We start from the raw sequence: 22867 nt of genomic DNA, 5'->3' as shown, positions 1-22867 counted from the left end.
TCTATTTCTTATAACTATTTGATTTAAAGGATATAGATTCGACACCAAAAAATAGGACAAGGCAGCCGTCTCAGCTGCCATGTCCTATTTTTCGTCGCGTTCTATTGATTAAAGGAGGAGATCAAGCTCCAATCCTCATCTGTAAGCTGATTGATCTGCCATAAGGCTACGCCCCGCAGCCCCATCTCTTTCGCTAAACGCAGCTTTGCTTGAATGCTTTGCGCGTTTTCGTACCAAAGCAAATGCGAGCCTCTTTCATCCGTAAAGGTCACGCGGTTCAAAAAGTACGGAAGCTGCATGACCGATGTCGTATCCGGATTCGCAATCCGGGTTTCTACCGCGGCAATGGAAGGAGAGCGGAAAAATTCCACGGTACCGTCCGCCTTCGTCGTCCATTGGTTCGCCTGCTTAGATATGCCGAGCAGAAGCTTATCAGCTGGAATATGCGACAGCGCATCCCGCACGGAATCTCCTACCAGCGTAAGCGGCGCAGACGGCAGCCCGCTTTCCGCATGCGTGAATTCATATGCCATCAGCACGACCTCGTCAGCCAGCTCCCCGATTTGTTTGTAATCATAACCGGCATAGTAATAAGAAGGCGGGACAACAACGGTCAGCTTGGTCTCGCTGCTTAATTCAGCCTTTATCTCACGGATCAAGCTCGTAAACGAATCTTTGGAGGAAGCAGGAACGAGACCCTCGAAATCGATGGCAACACGGTCAAATCCGTACACCGGATTTGCTAGAATCTCTCCGAGAGATGAAACAAAAGCTTTGCGGGCTTCCGCATCGATAACGAATTCACCAAGCTTTTGAAGCGTCGTATTCCCGAAAACCATCACTGTTTTCTCAGAACCGCTGGCATCGGCCGCAGCAAGCGTCTGCTCCCAGCCGCTCGGCGGCGCAAAGGCGACGTTTGCCATGCCGTTTCCTTGGTAGTTCAGCTTTGCCCAATCGAAGATCAGCTCGTCAGTATCAGCAAAGCGCTCTTGTTTCTTGTATGGGCCTGCTTCCGCATAGAAAGCGGAAATTTCAAGCTGATGGCCCTCGCTGCGGAAGCCGATCAAGCGATCGACCATCACCGCGGCTTCGCGGCGCGTCAGCGCTTTTTTGGGAAGGAACAGCCCTTTATTATCCCCTTGCATGATAGCATCCGAGTAAGCTCTCATGACATAAGGAGCCAGCTTGGGATCGATTTGATCCCGGTCTCCGTAAGCCGCTTGCTTGCCCGCCTCCACCCAGCCCGATTCCAGCCATTGCTGCTTCTCCTCGGCGGATTTGTCCTGCAGCAGCGCAAAGGCGGTTAATGCCGCTACTTCCTCCCGCTTTATGCTTTGGCCCGGATTAAATTTGCCATTCTGAATGAATAGATCCAACCATCCGGCGTCATAGGCTTGTTTAATCGTGCTGTAAGACCAGCGCTCCTTCTGAACGTCAGATAGCGCGGCCGTTTTCTCTTTGGCTGCTGCCGGCTTAACGGATTCTACCAATAGCTTAACAAATGCCTCTCTCGTTAATGCCGCATTGGGGCGATATGTACCGTCCTCATATCCCGTTACGACACCCATTGCAACTAACCGATAGATCGATTCCGCTGCCCAATCCTTCTCCGGCACATCCCGATATAATTTCAACTGTGCATCATAAGCAAACGCCTGCAACGAAGTCCCTATCATAAAAAGCAGCAATATTCCAATAAGCGTAACCGTCTTCCCCCGAAGCTTCACCCTATCCCTCTCCCTATTAGAGCAAATCTATCACTCTATTTATTTGATCGAGAGTATGATAGCCTATTTCCCAACGAAAGTCCAATGCATCCATCTTATGGGATTAGCTTCTTCGATATGGACTAAGGTTCGGTATAAGGACAGGGTGAAACGGACTGCCTCCTACTTGTGTTCATATGAGATTCGATATTCCTAAATGTACTGCTCACTGTCCCAACCAGATAGAAACTTGAGAGCTGCATCTTGTCCAGATTGAAAGAGCGAGTCCCGGTCTTCTGCGCTCAAATCGAACTGAGTCGCAGTCACCCGGCCTGTCGGGATAAAAACGGTCCGTTTTTTGGCGTGTTTGTCCACATGCCGTTGATCATGAGCTTTAAGCATGGTCTGGAACATGGCACGAAACATGGAGAAGGGGCCGCGAACGTCATGAAATGGGATTTCCGCATGTTCTCCTAATAACCGGAATCCAAACGTAGGCCAACGCGGAATCCCCTCCACATCAAAGAGCCAGATTGGATAATTGCTTAGAAGCCCGCCGTCCAGAATATAAGACGGTTTTCTTCTTAGGTTCGTTTTCAATCGGTACGGTTGAAAGAAGTAAGGAATGGTTGTGCTCATCCTAACCGCGGCGGCAATCGGAAACTGGGAAGGCGAAATATCATAACGTGACAGGTCGTCCGGCAGGACCAACATCTTTCCACTGCTGATATCGGAAGCAATAATTTTCAGTTTTCCCTCTGGCAGATCATCGAAGGTTGATACGCCTTTCTGGTTCAGCAAATAGGTTAACTTGTCTTCTAGCGGTGTGTTTAAGTAGATTCCTGACCGGAATATAAGTGGAATTGCTTTACCGACTATGGGTACATAATGAATCCATGTTCTTCCGAGCAAATGGGAGTAATCGAGCGTATTCATGATTTCGATTAATTCCCGGGCGCTGTACCCGCAGGCTAGAAGTGCAGCCACGACTGCGCCGGCGGATGTACCTGCTAAGCGCTCCCACGTGTATCCATTAGCCTCCATTACTTGAATAGCGCCAATAAAAGCAATCCCCCTTACGCCCCCGCCTTCAAACACGGCATCCGCTTTCATAGACGTCTCTCCTTCCAGCCCTTCAAGAGCTAAACGAACGTACGATGGGTTTATATATAAATATAACTATTCAACGAATTCATGTATGTTGTATTCATGGCAGCCTTTGCAAATTGTGATGCGCCTTGTATGACAAATGGAAAAAGCCCCACTCCTGAGAGTGGGGTTAGGCAACAAATACCGTTATGATCTGAATCTTGTTCAGACAGCATACAAGCATCAAATCACTTCCCGCCCATCATTATCAGGTAAGGAAGGAAAAGGAGCATGCGGCTCAAGCTGGTACCAGAATGCCGTTGAAGCGATATCGCTTTGCTGCGGCAAATACCTTCCTCCGGACCGCCAGCCAAGATCCTGGATCGTTACCTTTAAATCACTCTGGAACCGGATCGGATCCATGATATGCCACCGGTACATCCCGAACCGCTGCTGGCTGCGATATAATCCGTCCGGCTTGATCGCTTGATGCATCCCGAGATACGCGGTCGAATAAGTGGAGTACTTCCCGATCGGCTGCTCCCAGTTCCAAGCCCCGCCAAAATAATCCTCGGTGCCCGTTCCGCATATCGTCGGAAATTGCTTATCCCCGTCCATGTAAAACTTAATTTCGCCTTCGCCCCACCAGCCTGTATTGTTTACCTGCCAAGCCAGATACGTTCCGATGTATTGTCCTCTACCGTTTACGCCGTCCAGTATCGTATGGACTTCGCCGTAGGGTACGGGATTTGATCTTCTCCACTGGGCATGGAAATAAGCCATGTCATCCGGTACATCCGTCAAGGTGTAATCGACCTGATAATAAAGTACGACCTTATTTGACTCTTTGTTCTCAACGGTCATTTTGGCATGCTTCCGGAACGGCATCAGCCAGTAGCTGTTCATACCGCCCGCCGGGTTCACGGCGATGGGCTGCGAATTCACGTCGCAGCGTTCCTGCCATCCGTTGCAGAAGAAGTCGCCAAGCGGCGCTTCGACGGAAGGCTGCTCCTCTTCGTCCCAAAAGATGCGAAGGATCATATTTCTCCAATGCGTCGGAGAGCATGTCAACCATATATGCTGAATCGCTCCCGGACCGTCAATTTCAGCCATAGTGAAGGTCGCTCCAGCCTCAATTTCCACCGAAGGAGATACCTTCCAGCCGATTCCTAGATCCCGTGCGCAATTTGCACCGGTTCCCTCCGCTGCCATTCCGCCCTTGCCCTTTTCCCCGTTAAAATTTTCCGCGCTTATCGACCGGGTCTGTGCGTCAGAAACTCTAGCCAAACTGCCAATTCCCATTTCTAGACCGTTAAATTTATTCATGGTTTTTATGCTCCCTTCCAGATAAGTACAGCTTTTCAAATAAAGACAGACAACCCTCGGTTGATGTAATAACCGAGCCATAATATAATAGAAGATGCTTTCTATTATTCGGTCATTCAAATCATGTTATCGTTTACATTGCTTATGTTATCATAATTTTTTTGGAACTTCTTTAGTTCAACTTGTTATTATTTGTCCAATCTTGCTATTTTGGAGTGATGAAATGGAAGCGTTTTCCGATCCTAAGAAAACATTGATGCTGCAGCTCTCGCCTAATGTTCGCAGAGCTTGGAATCACCGTGAATCAGGCATGCGTTTAAAAACGCGCATTATATTCGATTATGAGCTGCTTTACTTGGAGAAGGGGGAGCTTACGTTAAGGATCAGCGATACCGTTCATGACCTCCTTCCTGGGGACATCGTTTTATTTAAGCCCGGCAAGGAGCATGAATTTTTGGAATCCGTCGGCGAATGCTGGATGCCGCATATCCACTTTGACGCGCTTTACGCAGATAATCTGGAGGAAGTGCCCATCAGCTACAAAAGCTTAGCGGATTGCAGCGAGCAAGAAAAAAGCTGGATTCGCGAAGACGTTCTGGAATCCGTCCTGCAAATACCGGATATCATTCGGGTCGATAACCACGGGGAAATATTAAAAACGCTGCAGCAGCTCATCCATGCTTATGAACGGCGGGATCTGGATTTTTTCATTTTGCAGAAATCACTCGTTTTAAAACTGATTTATCTGATCATGAAAGGCTTGGAAAATAGCGAGCTGTCTCGTCGCCGGGTCCATCATAAATCGCTTGACGCGGCAGCAACGCTCATCATGGAACGATTTGACCAAACAATCCTTCTGGAGGAGCTTTCCAAGACAGCCACGCTCAGCGTCTTCCATTTCTCAAGGCTGTTTAAACAAAAATACGGCCTCACGCCGCATCAATTCCAGATGCGCTATCGTATTGAAAAAGCAAAACATCTTATGATTTATACGCCGCTTTCGATCACAACCATCGCAGAGAAGGTCGGCTACGGCAGCGTCTACGCATTTAGCAAAGCCTTTAAGCAAATCGAAGCGATATCACCGCGAAAATTCATCCAAGGCTTTACCGGTTCGAACGAAATCTAACAAGCGTAAACGGCTTTCGCCGTCCTCTGGCGGCACATCCTCGTTTCGCGGTGAAATATAGGCTTAGTATAAGTTTCAAACTTATACTTTCCTATATTTTAAAAAAAGAAGAAGTCCCCGCCTAACAGCATGATGCCGTTAAGCGGGGACTTCTCTTAATCCATATGTCTCAGCAGCTCATCAGCTTCCAGCAGCATGACGCCGCTAAGTTGAACGCTTAACTGGACAGGGAGCGAAGGACGGCTATCCCAGGAAGGACCGCATAGCCCGTTTTCCATATCCAGCCCTTGCTTCGTCAAAATCGCCGCGTTCGCCTTAATAACCTCCCTAACCTCGTTCATTTCCGGAGCGACCCGCAGCAGCTCAGCCAAGTAGCGGACTAGGATGCCTTTAAACAGCCCTGTATCGTCAATACCTTCATTGGGCAATACAAGACTTTCCGGATTGCATAACCTTTCGATGCAGGCATGCGCCGTTCGCTTCGCGTCCTCCAGAAAAGACCAATCATTTGTGCAGCGGTAGAGCTCAACGCCTGCGCCGATGAAAACCCCTTGGCAGTAAGTAAATACCCAATCATAATCGATCTGCATGTCGCCATTCCGGTTGATTCCATCCCATACAAAGCCGGTAGCGGGATCAACCAAATGGTCCTTATTCCACCTATAGATGTTCAAAGCCCAGTCCAGATCGGACTTGTCTCCGAAGCATTGATGCAAACGGGCGGCAAGTATGGCGGCAGGCGCGTTTGCCGGCGTATTTTTATAATCCAATTGCCCTTTGTTCCACGCCATGCCGCCGCCGAGCTGCTCGCTCCATGCGGTCTGAATATCAGCCCACAATTCTAGTACGCTCTGCTTGTACTTTTCATCCCGGGTGGTTTGATACGCCCTGAGCAAAGCTAAAGCGAGCCATTCCATATCATCATAATAATGGTGGAGAAAAGTACCGCCGTTGCTTTGGAGGATGCCATCGTAAATCGCCTCGATGCGCTCCATGTACCGTGCGTCGCTTGTCCGGCTCCATCCATCAATAAAAACATCGATCACATGTGCCTGCCACCAGTAATAATAGTTCTCTCCCGGCGGGTTTGCCTCCCGCGGATACCATTGGTTCATGATCGAGGCGCTCTCGTTCCAATAATTCCAGATCAAAGCGTTCTGTACGAAATCAACTTCTTTTCCATGGTTCATCCGCGTTGTTCCGCCATTTTCTCCAGCAGCATGACCCCGCTGAGCTGTACGCTTAGCGATACGTTTTCCTCCGGCTTGGACGTCCAATCATGATTGAACAAAGCCTGGCCATCCGCTTTGCCGTTCAGCCACAGCTGCTCGGCATTTACGAGAAGCAGCTGCGTCGCGCGGTCACCGCCCTCTTCCTTCGCAAGCTCGGCTGCGTATCGGATCAGGATACCCTTGAATAAACCGCCGTCGCCCGTTTCCTCATCCGGCAGCACCCCCGTAACGGGATCGGCCAGCTCCGCTGCAGCTGCGTCAAATGAGCGAATCGCATCCTCCAAATAGGCTTGCTCGCCGCTTGCTCTGAATAATTCAACCGCGGCGCCGATAAATACGCCCTGACAATAGGTGAATTTCCAATCTTTATCGATGGCCCCGTCGCCCGTTCGGTTCATCCCGTCCCAGACAAAGCCGCTGTCCGGATCGACTAGGTTTTCCTTTTGCCATTTGTAAATTTTTTTCGCCCATTCCAGATCGCTGTCGTCTTTAAAGGCCAGGTACAAGCGCACAGCCAAGATAGCAGCTGGCGCGTTAGCGGGAGTATTCTTGTAATCGGGCTGGGATTTCTGCCACGCGATCCCGCCTCCCATATGCTCGTTCCAGCCGGTCTTAATATCTTCCCATAACACCAAGGCTGCTTGCTTATAAGTCTCTTCTCCCGTTGCCGCATAAGCGCGCAGCCAAGCAAGCGCCATCCACTCCATGTCATCATAGAGCTCATTTGGCAGCGACCCGCCGTTTCTCTCCAAGATTCCCTCATAGAAAATACGCAGCCTTTCCGCATACCGCGGCTCACCAGTTCTTAGCCATCCATCCACCAGCACGTCAACCGCATGCGCCATCCACCAGTAATGAAATATCGTATTGCAGCTGCCGTTCGGACAAGGCGTTTCTATATTGTACATCTTGATTTCATCATTCCAGAAAAAATGCTCAAGCGCCGCCTGCGCCTCGTCCGCCCGCTTCTCCCATACACCGATTGCCGTTTTGTTCATCTGCCGTCTCCCCCTAGGTCATGATATGAAATGTACCGTCTGCGCTATCCGATAACCGCTATCCTTTAATTCCGCTGAAAGCAATGCCCTGTACAAAGTAACGCTGCAGCAGCAGGAACAAGATCAAGATCGGTAAAATGGCAACCAAAGCCCCTGCCATCATCGGGCCAAAATCCGTCTGGAAATTGTACGAGAATGCCTGCAGCCCCATTTGGACCGTCGCTTTCGTTGGATCGTTAAGTACGATCATCGGCCAGAGAAAGCTGTTCCAGCCCGCTTGGAACGTAAAGATCCCTAATGTGGCAAGCGCCGGCTTCGTTAACGGAAGATAGATTTTCCAAAAAATATTAAATTCTCCGCAGCCCTCAATCCGCGCCATCTCCAGCATATCGGTAGGAAGCGTCAGGAAAAATTGCCGCATGAAGAAGACCGCGAACGTGCCGGAAGCGCCGGGCAAAATAATGCCCCAAAAGGAGTTCATGAGACCATGCCCTCCCGAACCCAGCAGATCGTTCCCGCCAAAAAACGGGAGATGCTGCAGCACGTAAACGCTCGGGATCATCGTTACGATGCCGGGTATCATCATCGCCGCCAATAAAATTCGGAACAAAGGCTGGCTGAGCTTGAATTTGAGCTTCGCGAACGCATAGCCCGCCAATGAGCCTAAAAAGAGATTAAATATTACCCCTGCGGCTGCCAGCACGAAAGAGTTCCAGAAATACAAGCCAAAAGGAACAGTGGTAAACGCTTTTTTGTAATGCTCGAACGTAATATCCGTTGGCAGCCATTTGATCGGCATCGCAAAAATTTGATCATCCGGTTTTATCGAGGTCAAAACGCTCCAGTAAAAGGGCAAAAACATGACGATTGCGATCAAGGCGCAAACGACATAATAGATCGTTTTCATCAAACCCTTGCGCAGAGGAGTGTCTCCGATCGTTTCCATTAGCTGCTCGCCTCCTATATCACAGACTCTTCCGCTTTTGTTATTCTCATATTAATGATGGAGAAAATAAGGATCGCCACGGCCAGAACGAAGGCCTGCGCCGATGCATAGCCCATTTGCAATTGATTGAAGCCTTGCTGGTAAATTAAATAGACGGGTGTTTTCGTGACATTGGCAGGTCCCCCCTGCGTAAGCACAAACGCCTGGTCAAATAGCTGAAGCGCGCCGATTATGGATAACGTGCTGACCAGAAAGGTCGTCGGCCTAAGCTGCGGCCATGTAATAAACCGGAAGCAATCGAGCTTAGTCGCGCCGTCCAGCCGTGCCGATTCATATAAATAATCCGGAACGCCCTGTAAACCAGCCAGATATATAATCATGTTGGAGCCGACGGATTGCCATAGCGTAACAAGAATGATCGAAAGCATCGCCGTTTCCGTCTGCGCTACCCATGCCGGCCCGGTTATGCCAATGTAGGATAACATTCCGTTTACTAATCCGTACTCGGGGTGGAGCAGCCAAATCCAAACGGTAGCCGCGGCTACCGACGATGTCAAGGTCGGCAAATAATTCAAGGTGCGGAACAGCTTAATGCCGCGCCAAGCCCGGTTCATGAGAATCCCTAAGGATAGTGAAATGATAATGTTAAAAGGGACGAAAATAACGGCATACAAGAATACGTTTTTGAATGTTACCCACAATAAATCATCATCCAGCAGCCGGCGGTAATTATCGAAGCCTATCCAGTCCTTGCGGCTCAGCACATCATAATTGGTGAAGCTTAAATAAAGCGCCATAAATACCGGGATGACCGTAAACACAAGAAACAAAAGCATAGTCGGCGTAATAAACAAATACGCGGTCCTCGCCTGATGACGCTCCAGCTTTCTAACGGAAGCCATAGGAACTCCCCCTCAATTGGAGAAAGGGAGGTTTTCCTCCCTTTCTGTTTTCACGAATATTGCTTATTTTACTTCGCGGTTATCCTCGAGCAGCTTATCCCCTTGCTCCTGCGCCTTCTTCAGCGTATCTTCTATGCTTTGCTTGTTCTGCTGAAACAGCTGGAGATTCGGTATCAAAGCATCACCCTCCATGACGGAGTACCCCGGGTGATTCGGACGTACCTTCGCAAACTCCAGCGTTTCCATAAATGGCTGCCAGAACGGGTCGTCCTTGAAAAACGGATCTTCGAGAGCCGGCTTGTAGCCCGGAATGTTCAAGCTGGTTTTCGCCCAAAGCAGCGCATTGTCTTTGTTCGCAAGCCACCATTTAATAAATTCCCATGATTCCTCTTTATGCTTCGCGCCCTCCGGAATAACTAAGCCAAAGCCGCCCATGACGCTTGCTTTATCGCCATTTGGTCCCGCTGGCGGCGGTACGATTCCGAAATCCAGATCCTTGCCGTATTTTTTATAAGTGCTGAGCATCCACGGCCCTGTATACTGCATGGCAAGCTTGCCGGTCACGAATGCGTCCTGCCCTTCGCCCAGTCCTTGCTCGAAGCCGACTTTGTAAACTTTGTCTTGGTTCAACAAGCGGTCCCAGTATTGCAGCACTTGTTTCCCCTGCTCGTTATTGAAATTCGTTTTGCCGTCCTCCGTAAGCATTTGCGCGCCCGCTTGCTGCAAATACATATTGAACAATCCAACATCGCCGAGCGAGAAGCCGGCTACTTCAAGCTTGTTTCCGTTCCATTTCGTCAGCTTGGCTGCGGCATCCGCGAGCTCATCCCATGTTTTCGGCGGCTCGATGCCCGCATCGGCAAGCAGCTTCTTATTATAGAAAAGCGCGCGCGCATCTACTGTCAGCGGCAGGCCGTAAAGCTTATCGTTCAAGGAGAGCTCTTTAAGCGACTCCTCGAAATAATCATCGCGGGAAATGCCATCGCGCTCTAAATATTCATCAATGGGATGCAGCACGTTTTTGGGCGCATACAGCGATGTTCTCCAGCGGTCCCAAAAAAGAATATCCGGCGAGCCGCCCGAAGTAGCCGCCGTCAAAAACTTGGTGATCATATCCTGCTGCAGCACATACTTCACATGTATTTTGCTTTGCGACTTATTGAAGGCATCGACCATGGTCTCGAACTGCGCTTGCCCTTCGCCGCCCCAATCTCCCCAGAAGGTTAATTCTACTGCTTTCGCGTTTTTTTCATTTCCGTCTCCCGCATTCGTAGAACCGTTCGTATTATTCTGGTTTGTGTTGTTACCCGAGCATCCTGCGATAAGCCCGATGACGAGCAGCATTGCCGTCCCTTTCATGAACCATTTTTTCAATTTCATTGCCATGCCTCCCTTTTCGTATTTATCTTGGCTAGGGTAAAGAAGCTTCCTCCCCCTAACCGTAAACGCTTTCATAAAATGAGTATATTGGTATATGGTGTGTATGTCAATATGAATTTATTTCTACATTTTACAAGCTAATATATCATTATAATCGATATACCATTTCAAAAAAAAACACCCCTGAAGGTCAGGGGTGTTACCGGCGTACCTTATCGGTTGAATCACCGATAATTAAATCCGCTTCTAGCATGACTTTATTAGGAACCGCCTGCCCCTGCATAATTTGCAGAACATGGCCGACGGCCAAACGTCCCATTTCCTCTTCATTTTGCCTGATGTGGGTGAAGGCATATCCGCCGCCAAGCCCCGTAGGCGGACTATCGAAGCAAATTATAGAGATATCCTGCGGGATCCGGAGTCCGATTCTTTCCACGGCTGCTTTGGCAAGCAAAGCAATGTTATATTCAATCGCGAACAAGGCCGTGATCTCGGGACGGCTCTTCAAATGCGCCATTAATTTGTCGATATCCTGCTCGATATTGTTCCCGCTGAACGAATTCGGCAGCGTGGAGGTCAGATCATTTACCCACAGCCCCCGATCCACCGCAATCCCATGCTCGGCATGCGCTTGAATAAAGCCTTCAATCCGTTCCTCGACAGCCGTCGTATCCGTTGGCGGAGGCGACAAAAATGAAATATGGCGATGACCGAGTTCAAATAAGTGGGCTGTCGCTTTTCTTGCCGCCGCGGCATTATCCGTGCTGATTGAGGCTGCGGATACTCCCTTTAAATGACGGTCAATCAATACTAAAGGAAACCGGCCGATAACCAGCTTCAAAATTTCCTCATTGAAGTATTCGCCTTGGGCCGGGAATACGATTAATCCGTCAACTCCCAAATGAAGGAGCTTCTGAATCGACAGCTCTTCATTGGCGGGAACGCCGAAGGATCGGCGAAGGACGAGAAAACAATCATGTTCCCTTGACGCTTCTTCCATGCCATAGATCAAGCCTGTTCCGTAGCTGTTGCCAAAATCGGTAATGACGAGCCCTATCGTTGTCATTTCCGTGGAGAAAGCAGCAACAGGCGCCCCAGAAGAGGCTGCCACTGTCCCAAAATCGGTGTCAGGATCGGCTACAAATGACCCTCTGCCCGGCTTTCTTACAATTAAGCGCTCATTCGTAAGCAGCTCAAGCGCTTTTTTGCTCGTAATACGGCTGACGCTGTAGGCTTCTGCCAGTTCCTTCTCCGAAGGGATTCGTTCTCCGACCCCATAGACCTTCGTTAAGATTTGGTTTTTTACCGATTCAAATATTTTTTCGTACATCGGTTTAGATGATGTTTCATTCAAAGCGAGCCCCTCCCTTCCATTCCAGCCTATCTGCACAACCTAATAATATATCATGATATATCATTTAAAGCTGTTTTGCAATGGATTTTCAACCGCGTCAGACCAACAGGCCAATCCTACATGCTGATTGGCCTAACAAATTGAATCCGTGCTTATTCCGTTGTTTTTTTCGTATCCTGCCGATAATCGATTGGCAGCTTGCCGTACATTTTTTTGAACATATCGCTAAAATGCCGGGCATTGTTGTAACCAACCTTGTCCGCGATCTCATAGACCATCAAATCGGTCAGACTAAGCATGTCTGCCGCATGGCGCATGCGAACCTCCGTTACATATTGCTTAAAGTTTTGTTTCGTATGCTTCTTGAAGAAGCTGCTGAAATAATAAGGGTTCATGAAAGCCATGCTTGCCATCGACTCCAGCGTAATCTCCTCGCTGTAATGCCTATCGATGTATTGCTTGATTTTAGCCAGCACGATTTTGTCCTTATTGCCGGAATCGCTGTCCATTTCATTGTAGGTTTTCTCAAACAAACCGATAATTTCGGTGCTCATCCAATCAAAGGTCTCGAAGGAAGCGAGCAGCTGCTGCAGCTCCCGTTTGTCCAAGGCGCGTTCTGACAATCGCACGCCTGATTTGAACAGCTCCTGAATAATAAACGACATCGAGGAAAAGCAGGTGGATACGGCAAGAGAACGATTGCCGTACGTTTCGTTTTTTATCGTATCCAGCCATCCGGCCAGCGCAGCCTGTACCTCGGACCATGCCTTTGCCGTCATCCCGCGGATGACCTCCCATTGCAATTCATACAGTTCCTTATCGAAGGAATGCTGCTGCTCCTGCGGAACAAAGCCCAACACGCGGTTCAAGCCCACAAAATATTTCATTTCCATCGCTTGCTCCGCTTCGCGGTAAGCATCTGCCAGCTTCATCAGCCCGCTCGCCGGCCGGCTGAGGGATGCCGAAACCTTCAGCTTCAGAAAGATTTCTATTTTCTTTTGCATGTCTTCTGCCAGCATGAACGGCTCCTCCGGCTCGCCATGGCTGAGAACGCAAACATGCCGATCCCGCTTCATAAAAACATAACCGATACCGGTATCGGTTATGAGCTCCTGCAGCATGTTGCCAATCGCGAATTCGATCAGCTTCTTTTCCTTTTCCGTCCAGCGGGCCGTCTCTTCTGTCAAGCGCTCAACCTCGACGATCATAACCGAATAGCGGGGTCCTTGAAGCTGGGCATCCGTTTCTTGAAAGGATTTCGTATTGGGCGACAAATTGCCGTCCGTTAATTGAATGAGGGCTTCCTGCATTTCCTCATGCCGGCTTTTTCGCTCCAGCAGCTGCAGCTTTCCTTTTCGCTTCTGCTCCTCGTTATGCTCCGTTATTAATGAAATGGCTTTGCCCAGCACGCTCTCCAGCTGCATCTTCACGACCGGCTTCACCAAATAGTCGATCGCCCCAAACGCAACCGCGTCTCTTGCATAGGAAAACTCCTGATATGCGCTAATAAAAATCACTTTTACCGGCAATCCTCTTTGCTTGATCTCTTTTATGATATCGATGCCAGACCGATGCGGCATGCTAATATCGCTAATAACCAGATCGGGATTCAGGTCTTCGATAAGCTGCATGAGCTCGTTGCCGTCATAGGCATGACCGACGATTTCCATGCCGAACGACTCCCAATCCATCAGCTTCCGCAATCCTTTTATGATAATCGGTTCATCATCTGCCAGAATGAGTCGTATCATGCGTCAGTTCCTCCTTCACCGGAAATAGCATCAGCACCGAGGTACCGACATGCTTGCGGCTGCTTACCGATACGCCGTAGCCTTCTCCGCAAACCGATTTTATTCGTTCATGCACATTTTTCACGCCGACATTTTTGGAAGGGGCCGCTGCATCCCCAAGCATCGCGTTAAGGCGATCGAGCTCCGTCTTATCCATGCCTACGCCGTCATCGTAAACGGTAACGGCAAGCTTATTTTCCCAAAGCTCGATCGATATTTTCACAATGCCCTTTCCTTTGAGACGAAGCCCGTGCTGAATCGCATTCTCGACGATCGGCTGCAGGGAAAGCTTTAGGATCGGCCATTCCCTATTTACTTCTTCCGAAATCTCGCATCTGAGCTCGAATCTGTTTTCAAATCTTACCTGGATGATATAGAAATAATCTTTAAGATGCTCCAGCTCCCGCTGGATGGTCACCCAATCCTCGCCGTAATCGATCACGTATTTCAGCTGATTCGAGAGCGACAATATCATATCCGCTACTTCGTCCGCATCGCTGTGGACGGCATTCATCCGAATGACCTCCAGCGTATTATATAAATAATGAGGCCTAATTTGACTCTTCAGCGCATTCAGCTCGGTTTGCTTATGCTTAATCTCGGCTACATAAGCCTCATTGATGAAGGCCTGCAGCCGGTCCACCATCCGGTTGAAGCCATGGGCCAATCTTCCCATCTCATCATTGCTTTTCACTTCGACCTGTATTTCCAGATTTCCTGATTCCACCTTGGCCATTTGCTTAATCAGCCCTCGAATCGGCGCGGCGAGCCGTCTTGAAAACCAGGTGCCCATAAAGATAAGCACGAGCGAGCAAATGCCGATCGCGATATAAACCGCTGAGCTGGTCGTACCAAGCTGCTTGTATATCTCCTCGTTCTCGAATTTAACCAGCAGCCGGCCTTTAATAAACGGAATCTCCTCGCTTAAAATAAGCTTTCTATGGTCGTTTTCCGAGGAGATAGGGATTTGGATGGCAGCCAGCTCCTGATTGCTGAAATATGGCCGCTCTTTATCGTCAAGCACATACAGCTCGTCCTTTTCTCCCAAATTGAGCTCGCGCAAAAACTGGTCCGCGATTTTGGCGTCGACATCAAAAAATAAAGTGCCTACGATTTTGGGCTCCCGCGTGAGGGTACCGGATGTATCGATCAGGTTCCTGCCGATCGTAATGACGTTGTCCTGGGAATTAAAAATATAATAATCCTCATGCGTCGGATAAATCATCAGTCCGGTAGGGTCATCCTTCATCGTGCTTAGCCAATCCTCTATGGGCAGCTTATCCGGAATGATCACTTTATTTTCTTTCGTCTGATAATAAAGCTTGCTGTCCTTCGTCCGGACAAAATAAGCGCTCGTGATGTACCGGTCGCTGTACATAATCATTTTGAGAAAAGCATCGATCGGAACGGAATTAATTTGCTGCAACTCATTTACGTTGCGGGTCTGATTGTCGGAGAAGCTGTCCTGCAGGCCGTCATATCGCCCCGTGTACATTAGCATAGAGATTTCGTTATAGTTATTGAACGCGGAATTCAAATTATAGCTGATATAGAGAACCATCTGGCGCAGATTATCGTTCGTGTACCGCTCCACATGTCCCGTAAAAGTCTGTACGGAGAAATAACTGAGCGCAAACAAAGGAATAAATCCGACTAATATAAATGCCGCCGAAAATTTCACGAATACGCTGTTCCATCTTTGCCCCCACGATTTCATCGATATGTTCCTCCTATGCAAACGCCGCCCCATGGTTTGTGTGCTTATCATAACATGAAACAGCTGTTCCCTTAATCTGGCCCGGCAAGCAACAGGCACAGCCGGAAATTCCTCAAGAGGAGCTTCCGGCTGTGCGGCAGATGCGGATGTTTAATTTCGGGCTTACCCTTTGATTGCGCCAGACGAGACGCCTTTGACAAAATACTTCTGCAAGGAAAGAAATGCGATGAGTACCGGGACAAGCGACATCGTCGTACCCGCGAAGATCATGTCCCAACGGGATGAGAATTCGCCAACGTAATAGAACAGCTCGACAATCATCGTTTTGGCATGGCCGGATGGCAGCACCATCATCGGCATCAGGAAATCGTTCCAAATCCCGAGACCCTGCAAAACTACCATGCTGGCCGTTACCGGCCCTAGCAATGGGAATACGATTTTCCAAAATATCCCCGTTCTTGTGCAGCCGTCTATCTCTGCCGATTCCTCGATTTCCCGAGGGATACCCTTGAGGAAACTAGTATAGAGCAGGACGCCGAAGCCGACGGAACCGGAAATATACACAAGGATAGGCCCCGTCAGGGTTCCGAATAGGCCGATCATCTTCAACTGCTTGAACAACGGAATCATGTATACCTGGAAAGGAATCATCATGCCGAAAAGGAAATACGTGAACACGCCGTTCGTCCACTTCGAATCCGTTCTCTCGATCGCATAGGCAGCCATCGGAATGACGAGCACCATGGCAATTATGGAGACAAAGGTTAATATCGCGCTGTTAAGCATCGCTGCCGGGTACTGGGTCTCCGTCAAAAGATACTTGAAGCTATCCAGATAAAGCCCTTTCGGGAAAGCGATCGCGTCGCGCATGATTTCGCCGTTGCTCTTGAAGGCCGACATGATATTAAAGTAAATCGGAAAAGCAAACACAGCAGCGATAACAAACGTAACGGCGAAAACGACGACTTCGTTGGCCTTAATCTTTTTTTTCATCCTACATTTGCACCTCTCTTTTCCGCAGAACCTTCATTTGAATCAAGGAGATTGCAAGCGTCAGCAGGAACAGAACCATCGAAAGCGCCGTACCAAAGCCCTGCCTCAATTCGCCGAAGCCTACTTTATAAATGATATACGTCAACGTTTCGGTTGCGAATCCCGGACCGCCGTCGGTCATGACCGCGATTTGATCGAAGATTTTGAGTGAGCCGATCATGGAGAGCATCAAGCATACCGTCATCGCACCTGCGAGCAAAGGAAAAGTAATGCTTCGGAACTGCTGCCAGCGGTTAGCGCCGTCAATGCTCGCCGCTTCATGCAATTCCTGCGGGATGCCTTGGAGCCCTGCCAAATAAATGACCATATAGTAACCGGCTGCCTTCCAAACGGTTGAGAGAATAATCGCGATTAAAGCAAAATCGGGATTTCCCAACCAATCTGCCTTCAGGAAACCGAGACCTGTCATATCCAACAATTGATTTAAAACGCCAAAGTTGTAATTCATAATGATCATCCAAATAAAGCCCATAATAATACCGCTCATTAATACCGGAAAATAGAAGATACTGCGGAAAAAGTTTCGAAACCAACGCACCTGATCTACTAAAATGGCAAGCAGCAAGGCTAGCGCATTTTCCAAAATCACGAGTGAGAATGCGAAGATCAACGTGTTTTTCAAAGCATTGTGAACCCTTGGGCTGCTTAGGATTTCCTTGAAATTATCAAGACCGATGTACCGGATATTGCTGCTTAGCCCATCCCATGAGGTAAAGCTTAAATATACGCTGCTCAGCGTCGGGACGATGACGAAAGCCGTATATAGTAGAAATGCGGGCAATATAAACCAAATGGCATAATTTGTCCATTTCTTTTTCTTTAGCTGGGCAATCATGGCTCTCCTACCTCCTAGGTTCTTGATAAAAAGAGAACCTCCGCGTAAGCAGAGGCTGCTCTTTCCGTCCTTCTTTCTTTACAACTCATGCTTTATTGTTGATTTGCTTTTACATTGCTGTCGTACTCAGCGTCTGCTTTTTTCATATATTCGGTTACGTCGCCGTTTTCCAATACAAGCTCCTGAAGAAGCTTGTAGTACCAGTTGCGGAATTGCGGAGGAATCGCATTATCGCCGTACCAGTTCGCCAGGCCTAACGATTTGTTCACCGCGGAATCGCCAACCAGCTTCATTACTTCTTGCATTTGCTCGCCTGTTTCATAAGTCACTTCAGCCGATGTCGTCGGAATGCCGTTCACGGTAGCAAGGTAAGGTCCGTATTGCTCCGGCTCAAAGAAGAATTTGATGAACGCTTTGATCGCTTCTGCTTTATCCGGGTCTTTGGCACCTACAGCCGATAGCGACCAGCCTGCAAGGCTAGGCAGTTGGTTAATATTCACTTTGCCGCTGCGGTCAGGGATGGCGTAGAAGCCAAACTCGAAGCTTGGATCGGCTTCCGCGATTTGTCCGAACATCCAAGGACCGGAGAACAGCTGAGCCGCTTTGCCGCTCACTAGAATGGAAGCTGTTTGGTTGTCAGCCGTGCTGAGCCAGCCTTTATCCACGTATTTGCTGAATAGTTCTTTGTAGTCGGTTACCGCTTGAACCATGCCGGCATCCGTGAAGCTTGCCGTTTTTGCCGTGCGCTTCGAGTTCCAGTCCGGATCCTTGGAATAAACCTCGTTGATGAAGAAGAAGTTTGTCCAGAAGCCCATGTGGAAAATATCTTTGCCGCCGACTACGATTGGCGAAATGCCGGTAGCCGCAAGCTTTTCTTGAATCGCTAAAAACTCATCGTATGTTTTTGGAAGCTCGGTTACGCCTGCATCCGCATAGGCTTTCTTGCTGTAAATAATCCCTTGCGGCGCTGTGCCCGTAAGAGGAGCATTGTATATTTTGCCATCATATTCCGGCAGGATCGAGAACAGGCTGCGGAGATCTCCCGGAAGCTCTACGATTTTTCCTGCGTCAACGAATACTTTGGTGTCGCGCATTTCTACGAGATCAGGGAATTGGCCTACCGCATCTTTGGTTTTAAGCCAATCTAAGTAAGAAGCCGAAGTCGTTTCGCTATAGTTGACAATTTTGATATGAGGATTTTTTGCCGTAAAGGCATCAATCGTCGTTTCAATTGCTTTTTTCGTTGCCGGGTCGCCAGTTGCGTAAGCAAGCGTGAAGCTTACTTCTTTCTGCGGCGCGTCTGTCGGAGTCTCCGATGTGCCCGTATTATTGCTTGGCGAAGCCGTATTATTGCCGCCGCATGCGGTCAAGATTACGGTCAATGCCAACATAAGAGATACCAATTGCAAGAATGATTTTTTAGCCATATTCATTTGACCTCCCTTTAATATCCGCTGTTTAAGAGGAATTTTCATGTAAGATGTGCGCATCATCTTGTTCAATCCCGTTTCCTTGATCTAAGATTATCATCAAATTCCGACAGCTTAAATGAAGTTTTTTAAGGACGGTATGCCGTTAATTTAAGATCATTGCTGCGCCGAAGAGCATAGTTAAACCAAACGGCTGGTTATTTTGTCTTATTATTCAACTTCCGTTACATAGCTAAAATAATCAAAATCTGCATGCTTCTTTGTTCCGTTGATGTCCTGTGCGCATAAACCGATCATCGTGCCGGTAAAGCCCAGCTTCCCTCCGAACTCGTCGGACAAAACGCCTATATCCTGCACTTCTCCAACCTGCTGCCAGGTCTTGCCGTCTTCAGCGCCGTAGAAGCGCAGCTCCCTCTCCCTGACAACAGCCTTTAAATAATAAATATCCCAGTCATCAACAGAGAGCTCATGCTCTCTATTTTCGCTGTATTTTCCTTGAATGCTTGTGATCAAACTAAGCTTCCGTCCGTTTTCTCCATCCTGCGTAACGCGTAAATAAAAATAGTCCAGCTCGTCATAATAAAAGACAAGCCCCGCCATTTGCATAAAATGCTCCGGCTCGTATTCCATACGCGTTTCTACCGTACAGCTAAAATGCTGCAATCTCTGCGCAACCATGCTCTGCTGATGCCAGGAATGCAGCGATTCCCTGCCGCGGAGCCTTAAGTATCCAGGCCTCTCCGCCAGGCTGAGCCACGAGTCTTCGGCCGGAGCGCGCAGCGTTTGATAGTGATAGCTTAGACTAGGCGCATCGAAGTCATCCTTCGCAGGCTGAACGGGAAACGGATGCGGCGCAAGCTGCGGAGCAGGTACCGTGAGTGCAGGCAATTTTCCCTCATGCTCCAAGCGGAGCCAGCCATCCTCTGTCCAGCGGCAGCGCTGAATCGACGTTTCCCTGCCGAGCGGGTTAAGCTTCGTGCCTGCAAAAGGACGGCTGCAAATATGCGTCATATACCATTCGCCGGTTTGTGTTTCTACTACCATGCCGTGGCCCGCATTTTGCAGCGGATAATCAGGAACGCCGCGGGTGGTTAGTATCGGATAGGACGGGTCTGTTTCGTAAGGACCTTCCAATTGACGCGAGCGGGCTAACGTAGCGGCATGGTTAATTCCTGTGCCTCCCTCTGCAACCAACAAATAATAATAACCGTTCCGTTTAAACACTTGAGGTCCCTCGGTCACGCCTAGATCGGTGCCCTCGTATATTTTCTTCACAGGTCCGACAAGCCGCTGCTCTATGGGATCGTACTGCTGAAGCATAATCCCGTCAAACCGGGAATGGCCGTCCCGGAAATCCCACTGCATATTTAGCAGCCATTTGGTTCCGTCCGTATCATGGAATAAATAAGGATCAAAACCGCTGCCGTTCAAATAAACCGGCTCGGACCACGGTCCGCTCATGCTCTCTGACGTTACCAAATAATTGTGCAAATCCTTATAGACGCCCTTGCGGCCCTTTACATCCGTAAACAATAAATAATAGAGTCCGCTATCGTAAGAAAGCGCCGGTGCCCAAATACCGCCTGAGCTTGGATTGCCTCTCAAGTCTAATTGCGAAGTGCGGGTCAGCGCATGAGGCAGCAGCTCCCAGTTCGCCAAATCCTTGGAATGGTAAAGCTGAACGCCCGGAAACCATTCAAAGGTTGAAGTTGCAATATAATAGTCTTCCTCCACGCGCAGGAAGGATGCATCCGGGTTAAAGCCGGGCAAGATCGGATTGTTTATTTCCACTTACTTTGCCTCCTTATTTGTTTGTCCTGTACACCTATCATTCATAATGCTGCATAGGCTTGCGCAGTAAACGTACAGATAACTAGCGTAGCATGGCCATAAAAAAGGCGTATGTATGTTTTTTTAGCTTGAAGCGCATTATTTTAATCATTTTCGGCGTGGGACAACGACGATTGCCCGCAAAATAAAAAGGACCTCTCCGCAAGAGGTCCCTTTCTTCCATGCTGGTAAGGCCTGATTATTTTACACTTGCACCTTAACTATGGTTTTACTGCTTTGATCATAGCCGAAACAATGTATTGCTCGGCTTTAGATCCCGGGACCCAGTCTTTGATGAATGTTTTCGATTCATCCTTCGGTTCCACAACTACATCTATAAATCCGCTTTGAATTAACATTGCCTTCACTTCGTCAACCGAAGAAGCCCCGGAAATGCACCCGGAATACAACGCGTCCATATCATTCTTAATTTCCGCAGGAAGCTCCGCGGTCGTGACGATATCTGAAATCGCAAGGCGGCCGCCGGAACGCAGCACTCGGAATGATTCATCGAACACCTGCTGCTTATCCGGGGATAGATTAATGACGCAGTTCGAAATAATAACATCCACCGCCTGATCCGATACGGGCAAATGTTCAATTTCCCCTAATCGAAACTCCGTGTTCGAAAAATCGCTGCCTTTGGCAGCATTCGCTCGGGCTCTGCTCACCATTTCTGGCGTCATGTCTACGCCGATCACTCTACCGGTTTCTCCTACCTGACGCGAAGCCAGGAAGCAGTCGAAGCCGCCGCCGCTGCCAAGGTCGAGCACGGCTTCCCCTGGTTGAAGTTCCGCAATCGCTTGTGGATTGCCGCAGCCAAGGCCAAGATTTGCTCCGTCAGGGACATCGCTTAATTCCTCGTTTGAATAACCGAGTTTGGCAGAAACATCGATATAATTAGCAGGCGATCCGCTGCAGCCGGAACTTGGCTCACAACAGGATTCGATTTCCGCTGGCTGCAAAGCAATTTCTTTGTAACGGGTACGGACATTTTGACGAATTTGATCTTTACTGATTTGGTTCATGAACATTCACTCCTCATTGAAATCATTTATCATTCACATCAGCAAGCTGACGGTGTTGCCATACATGGCTTTCATTTCTTTAAATTCGGAAACAATGATCTATTATTATTTGCAATTTGCAAGTATTGAGCAAAAGAAATCACCCGATTGGGGTGGTACAGCATTGGCTTGATTTACTCATGGCATCATTCAACAACTTGATGGAACGAATAACCGTTTCTTTTTCAAATTCATTCATGTGAGAGAAGACTTCATCCAAATAAGCGTTCATTTGCTGGTCAATCGTCGCCGCCACATACTTGCCTTCCGTCGTTAATGAAAGAACGTACACTCTGCGGTCGTCCAGATCAGGCGCTTTTTTCACTAAACCCATTTTTATTAAGGATTGGACTTGCCGACTGAACGTAGTAATATCGGTGCCCAACGCCTCAGCGACCTGCTGGATGGACGGTTTATGCTGATGGTCGATTTCGTAAAGAATATGGCTTTGGACCAAGGAAATATCGCACCCTCCAGCGGAACAGCAATTTTTGTTAAGAAATCCAAATCGGCGTGTCATGATTTGAACTAGCTCGCGAACATTTTCCACATTCATTCACCTCATGCGAGAATCATAATATACATACTTGCATTTTGCAAGTAATTTTCTTTCGTTTTTTATATAAGTTTATACTCATATAACACTTTACTTATATAATCAGCTTTGTATAATATACTTTAGAAGACGTGATCCTATGTAAAGTCAGCAAGCAGAATCTTTTTCACAATAAATAACTTTAAAGGAGTGCTTGCATGGTTCAATCAATAGACGCTCTGGCTGAGACATTGAAGCTTTTATCTGACAAGACTCGCCTTACGATACTTGCCCTGCTAAAGGAGCAAGAAATGTGCGTGTGCGATATCGTAACGATTCTTGAAACAACGCAGCCTAATGTAAGCCAACATTTGAGGAAGCTGAAAGTCGGCGGACTGGTTAATGAGACGAGACGAGCACAATGGATTTATTATTCTCTTAACGTTGACGATAAACCTTATCTGCATGGCATCTTAGATGTACTGCCTTCAATGAAGGAACAGTTAAAAAAATCGAGTCCCGACTGCTGTATTTAATTTAGGAGGAAT

General features: G+C 48.3%; 19 protein-coding genes. 2 read left to right on the top strand and 17 right to left on the bottom strand.

Features of this window, described 5'->3' with window-relative positions:
• Positions 1-101 precede the first annotated feature (101 nt).
• From ACN6MW_RS23540 to ACN6MW_RS23530, 3 genes are all read right to left on the bottom strand, one after another.
• A complete protein-coding gene (locus ACN6MW_RS23540; RefSeq protein ID WP_419872313.1) occupies positions 102-1727 on the bottom strand; it encodes a glycosyl hydrolase family 18 protein in 1626 nt (541 codons plus the stop codon).
• Positions 1728-1919: 192 nt separating this feature from the next.
• Entirely contained in the window at positions 1920-2819 is a 900-nt protein-coding gene (locus ACN6MW_RS23535) for a patatin-like phospholipase family protein (protein WP_419872312.1), read from the bottom strand.
• A gap of 219 nt (positions 2820-3038) precedes the next feature.
• Positions 3039-4121 carry a glycoside hydrolase family 172 protein gene (locus ACN6MW_RS23530; RefSeq protein ID WP_419872311.1) on the bottom strand — a complete coding sequence of 361 codons (1083 nt, stop codon included), beginning with the start codon at positions 4119-4121 and terminating at the stop codon, positions 3039-3041.
• A 223-nt stretch (positions 4122-4344) separates the two neighbouring features.
• Between ACN6MW_RS23530 and ACN6MW_RS23525 the strand changes: the two genes are divergently transcribed.
• Positions 4345-5250, top strand: a complete 906-nt coding sequence (locus ACN6MW_RS23525; protein WP_419872310.1) for a helix-turn-helix domain-containing protein — start codon at positions 4345-4347, stop codon at positions 5248-5250.
• A gap of 155 nt (positions 5251-5405) precedes the next feature.
• On the opposite strand, the gene ACN6MW_RS23520 is transcribed toward ACN6MW_RS23525, so the two are convergent.
• The 14 genes from ACN6MW_RS23520 to ACN6MW_RS23455 form a co-directional block, all read right to left on the bottom strand.
• The gene (locus ACN6MW_RS23520) at positions 5406-6440 is read right to left on the bottom strand and encodes a glycoside hydrolase family 76 protein (RefSeq protein WP_419872309.1); all 1035 of its coding nucleotides are present in this window, start codon (positions 6438-6440) and stop codon (positions 5406-5408) included.
• Positions 6437-7480: a glycoside hydrolase family 76 protein gene (locus tag ACN6MW_RS23515; RefSeq protein ID WP_419872308.1), complete on the bottom strand. Its 1044-nt coding sequence runs from the start codon at positions 7478-7480 to the stop codon at positions 6437-6439. Before ACN6MW_RS23515 ends, ACN6MW_RS23520 begins: the two co-directional genes overlap by 4 nt.
• Before the next feature lie 58 nt (positions 7481-7538).
• Entirely contained in the window at positions 7539-8417 is an 879-nt protein-coding gene (locus ACN6MW_RS23510; protein WP_419876425.1) for a carbohydrate ABC transporter permease, read from the bottom strand.
• A 23-nt stretch (positions 8418-8440) separates the two neighbouring features.
• Complete coding sequence (locus tag ACN6MW_RS23505) at positions 8441-9328, bottom strand: carbohydrate ABC transporter permease (protein ID WP_419872307.1); 888 nt, start codon at positions 9326-9328, stop codon at positions 8441-8443.
• 63 nt (positions 9329-9391) lie between these two features.
• Entirely contained in the window at positions 9392-10702 is a 1311-nt protein-coding gene (locus ACN6MW_RS23500) for an ABC transporter substrate-binding protein (protein WP_419876424.1), read from the bottom strand.
• Positions 10703-10907: 205 nt separating this feature from the next.
• Complete coding sequence (locus tag ACN6MW_RS23495) at positions 10908-12062, bottom strand: GntR family transcriptional regulator (protein ID WP_364142881.1); 1155 nt, start codon at positions 12060-12062, stop codon at positions 10908-10910.
• Between the two features lie 152 nt (positions 12063-12214).
• Positions 12215-13813 (bottom strand): response regulator, encoded by a 1599-nt coding sequence (locus ACN6MW_RS23490; RefSeq protein ID WP_419872306.1) that lies wholly within the window; start codon positions 13811-13813, stop codon positions 12215-12217.
• Positions 13788-15569, bottom strand: coding sequence for a sensor histidine kinase (locus ACN6MW_RS23485; protein ID WP_419872305.1), 1782 nt, complete (start codon positions 15567-15569; stop codon positions 13788-13790). Before ACN6MW_RS23485 ends, ACN6MW_RS23490 begins: the two co-directional genes overlap by 26 nt.
• A 162-nt stretch (positions 15570-15731) precedes the next feature.
• A complete protein-coding gene (locus ACN6MW_RS23480; protein ID WP_419872304.1) occupies positions 15732-16562 on the bottom strand; it encodes a carbohydrate ABC transporter permease in 831 nt (276 codons plus the stop codon).
• 1 nt (position 16563) lies between these two features.
• Positions 16564-17457, bottom strand: a complete 894-nt coding sequence (locus tag ACN6MW_RS23475) for a carbohydrate ABC transporter permease (protein WP_364142893.1) — start codon at positions 17455-17457, stop codon at positions 16564-16566.
• Between the two features lie 92 nt (positions 17458-17549).
• On the bottom strand, positions 17550-18884 hold the full coding sequence (locus ACN6MW_RS23470; protein WP_419872303.1) for an ABC transporter substrate-binding protein: 1335 nt from the start codon (positions 18882-18884) through the stop codon (positions 17550-17552).
• Positions 18885-19097: 213 nt separating this feature from the next.
• Positions 19098-20678, bottom strand: coding sequence for a glycoside hydrolase family 43 protein (locus ACN6MW_RS23465; protein WP_419872302.1), 1581 nt, complete (start codon positions 20676-20678; stop codon positions 19098-19100).
• Between the two features lie 260 nt (positions 20679-20938).
• Positions 20939-21745, bottom strand: coding sequence for an arsenite methyltransferase (locus ACN6MW_RS23460; RefSeq protein WP_419872301.1), 807 nt, complete (start codon positions 21743-21745; stop codon positions 20939-20941).
• A 139-nt stretch (positions 21746-21884) separates the two neighbouring features.
• Positions 21885-22334, bottom strand: a complete 450-nt coding sequence (locus ACN6MW_RS23455; RefSeq protein WP_419872300.1) for a MarR family winged helix-turn-helix transcriptional regulator — start codon at positions 22332-22334, stop codon at positions 21885-21887.
• A gap of 203 nt (positions 22335-22537) precedes the next feature.
• Here ACN6MW_RS23455 and ACN6MW_RS23450 point away from each other — a divergent pair, with 203 nt between their 5' ends.
• The gene (locus ACN6MW_RS23450) at positions 22538-22855 is read left to right on the top strand and encodes an ArsR/SmtB family transcription factor (RefSeq protein ID WP_419872299.1); all 318 of its coding nucleotides are present in this window, start codon (positions 22538-22540) and stop codon (positions 22853-22855) included.
• Positions 22856-22867: the final 12 nt, after the last annotated feature.

It is taken from the genome of Pristimantibacillus sp. PTI5 (assembly GCF_048572955.1).
In the GTDB taxonomy this organism is placed as follows: domain Bacteria; phylum Bacillota; class Bacilli; order Paenibacillales; family Paenibacillaceae; genus Pristimantibacillus.
Note: the sequence above shows the minus strand (reverse complement) of the source record. Positions and strands in the feature narration are given on the sequence as shown.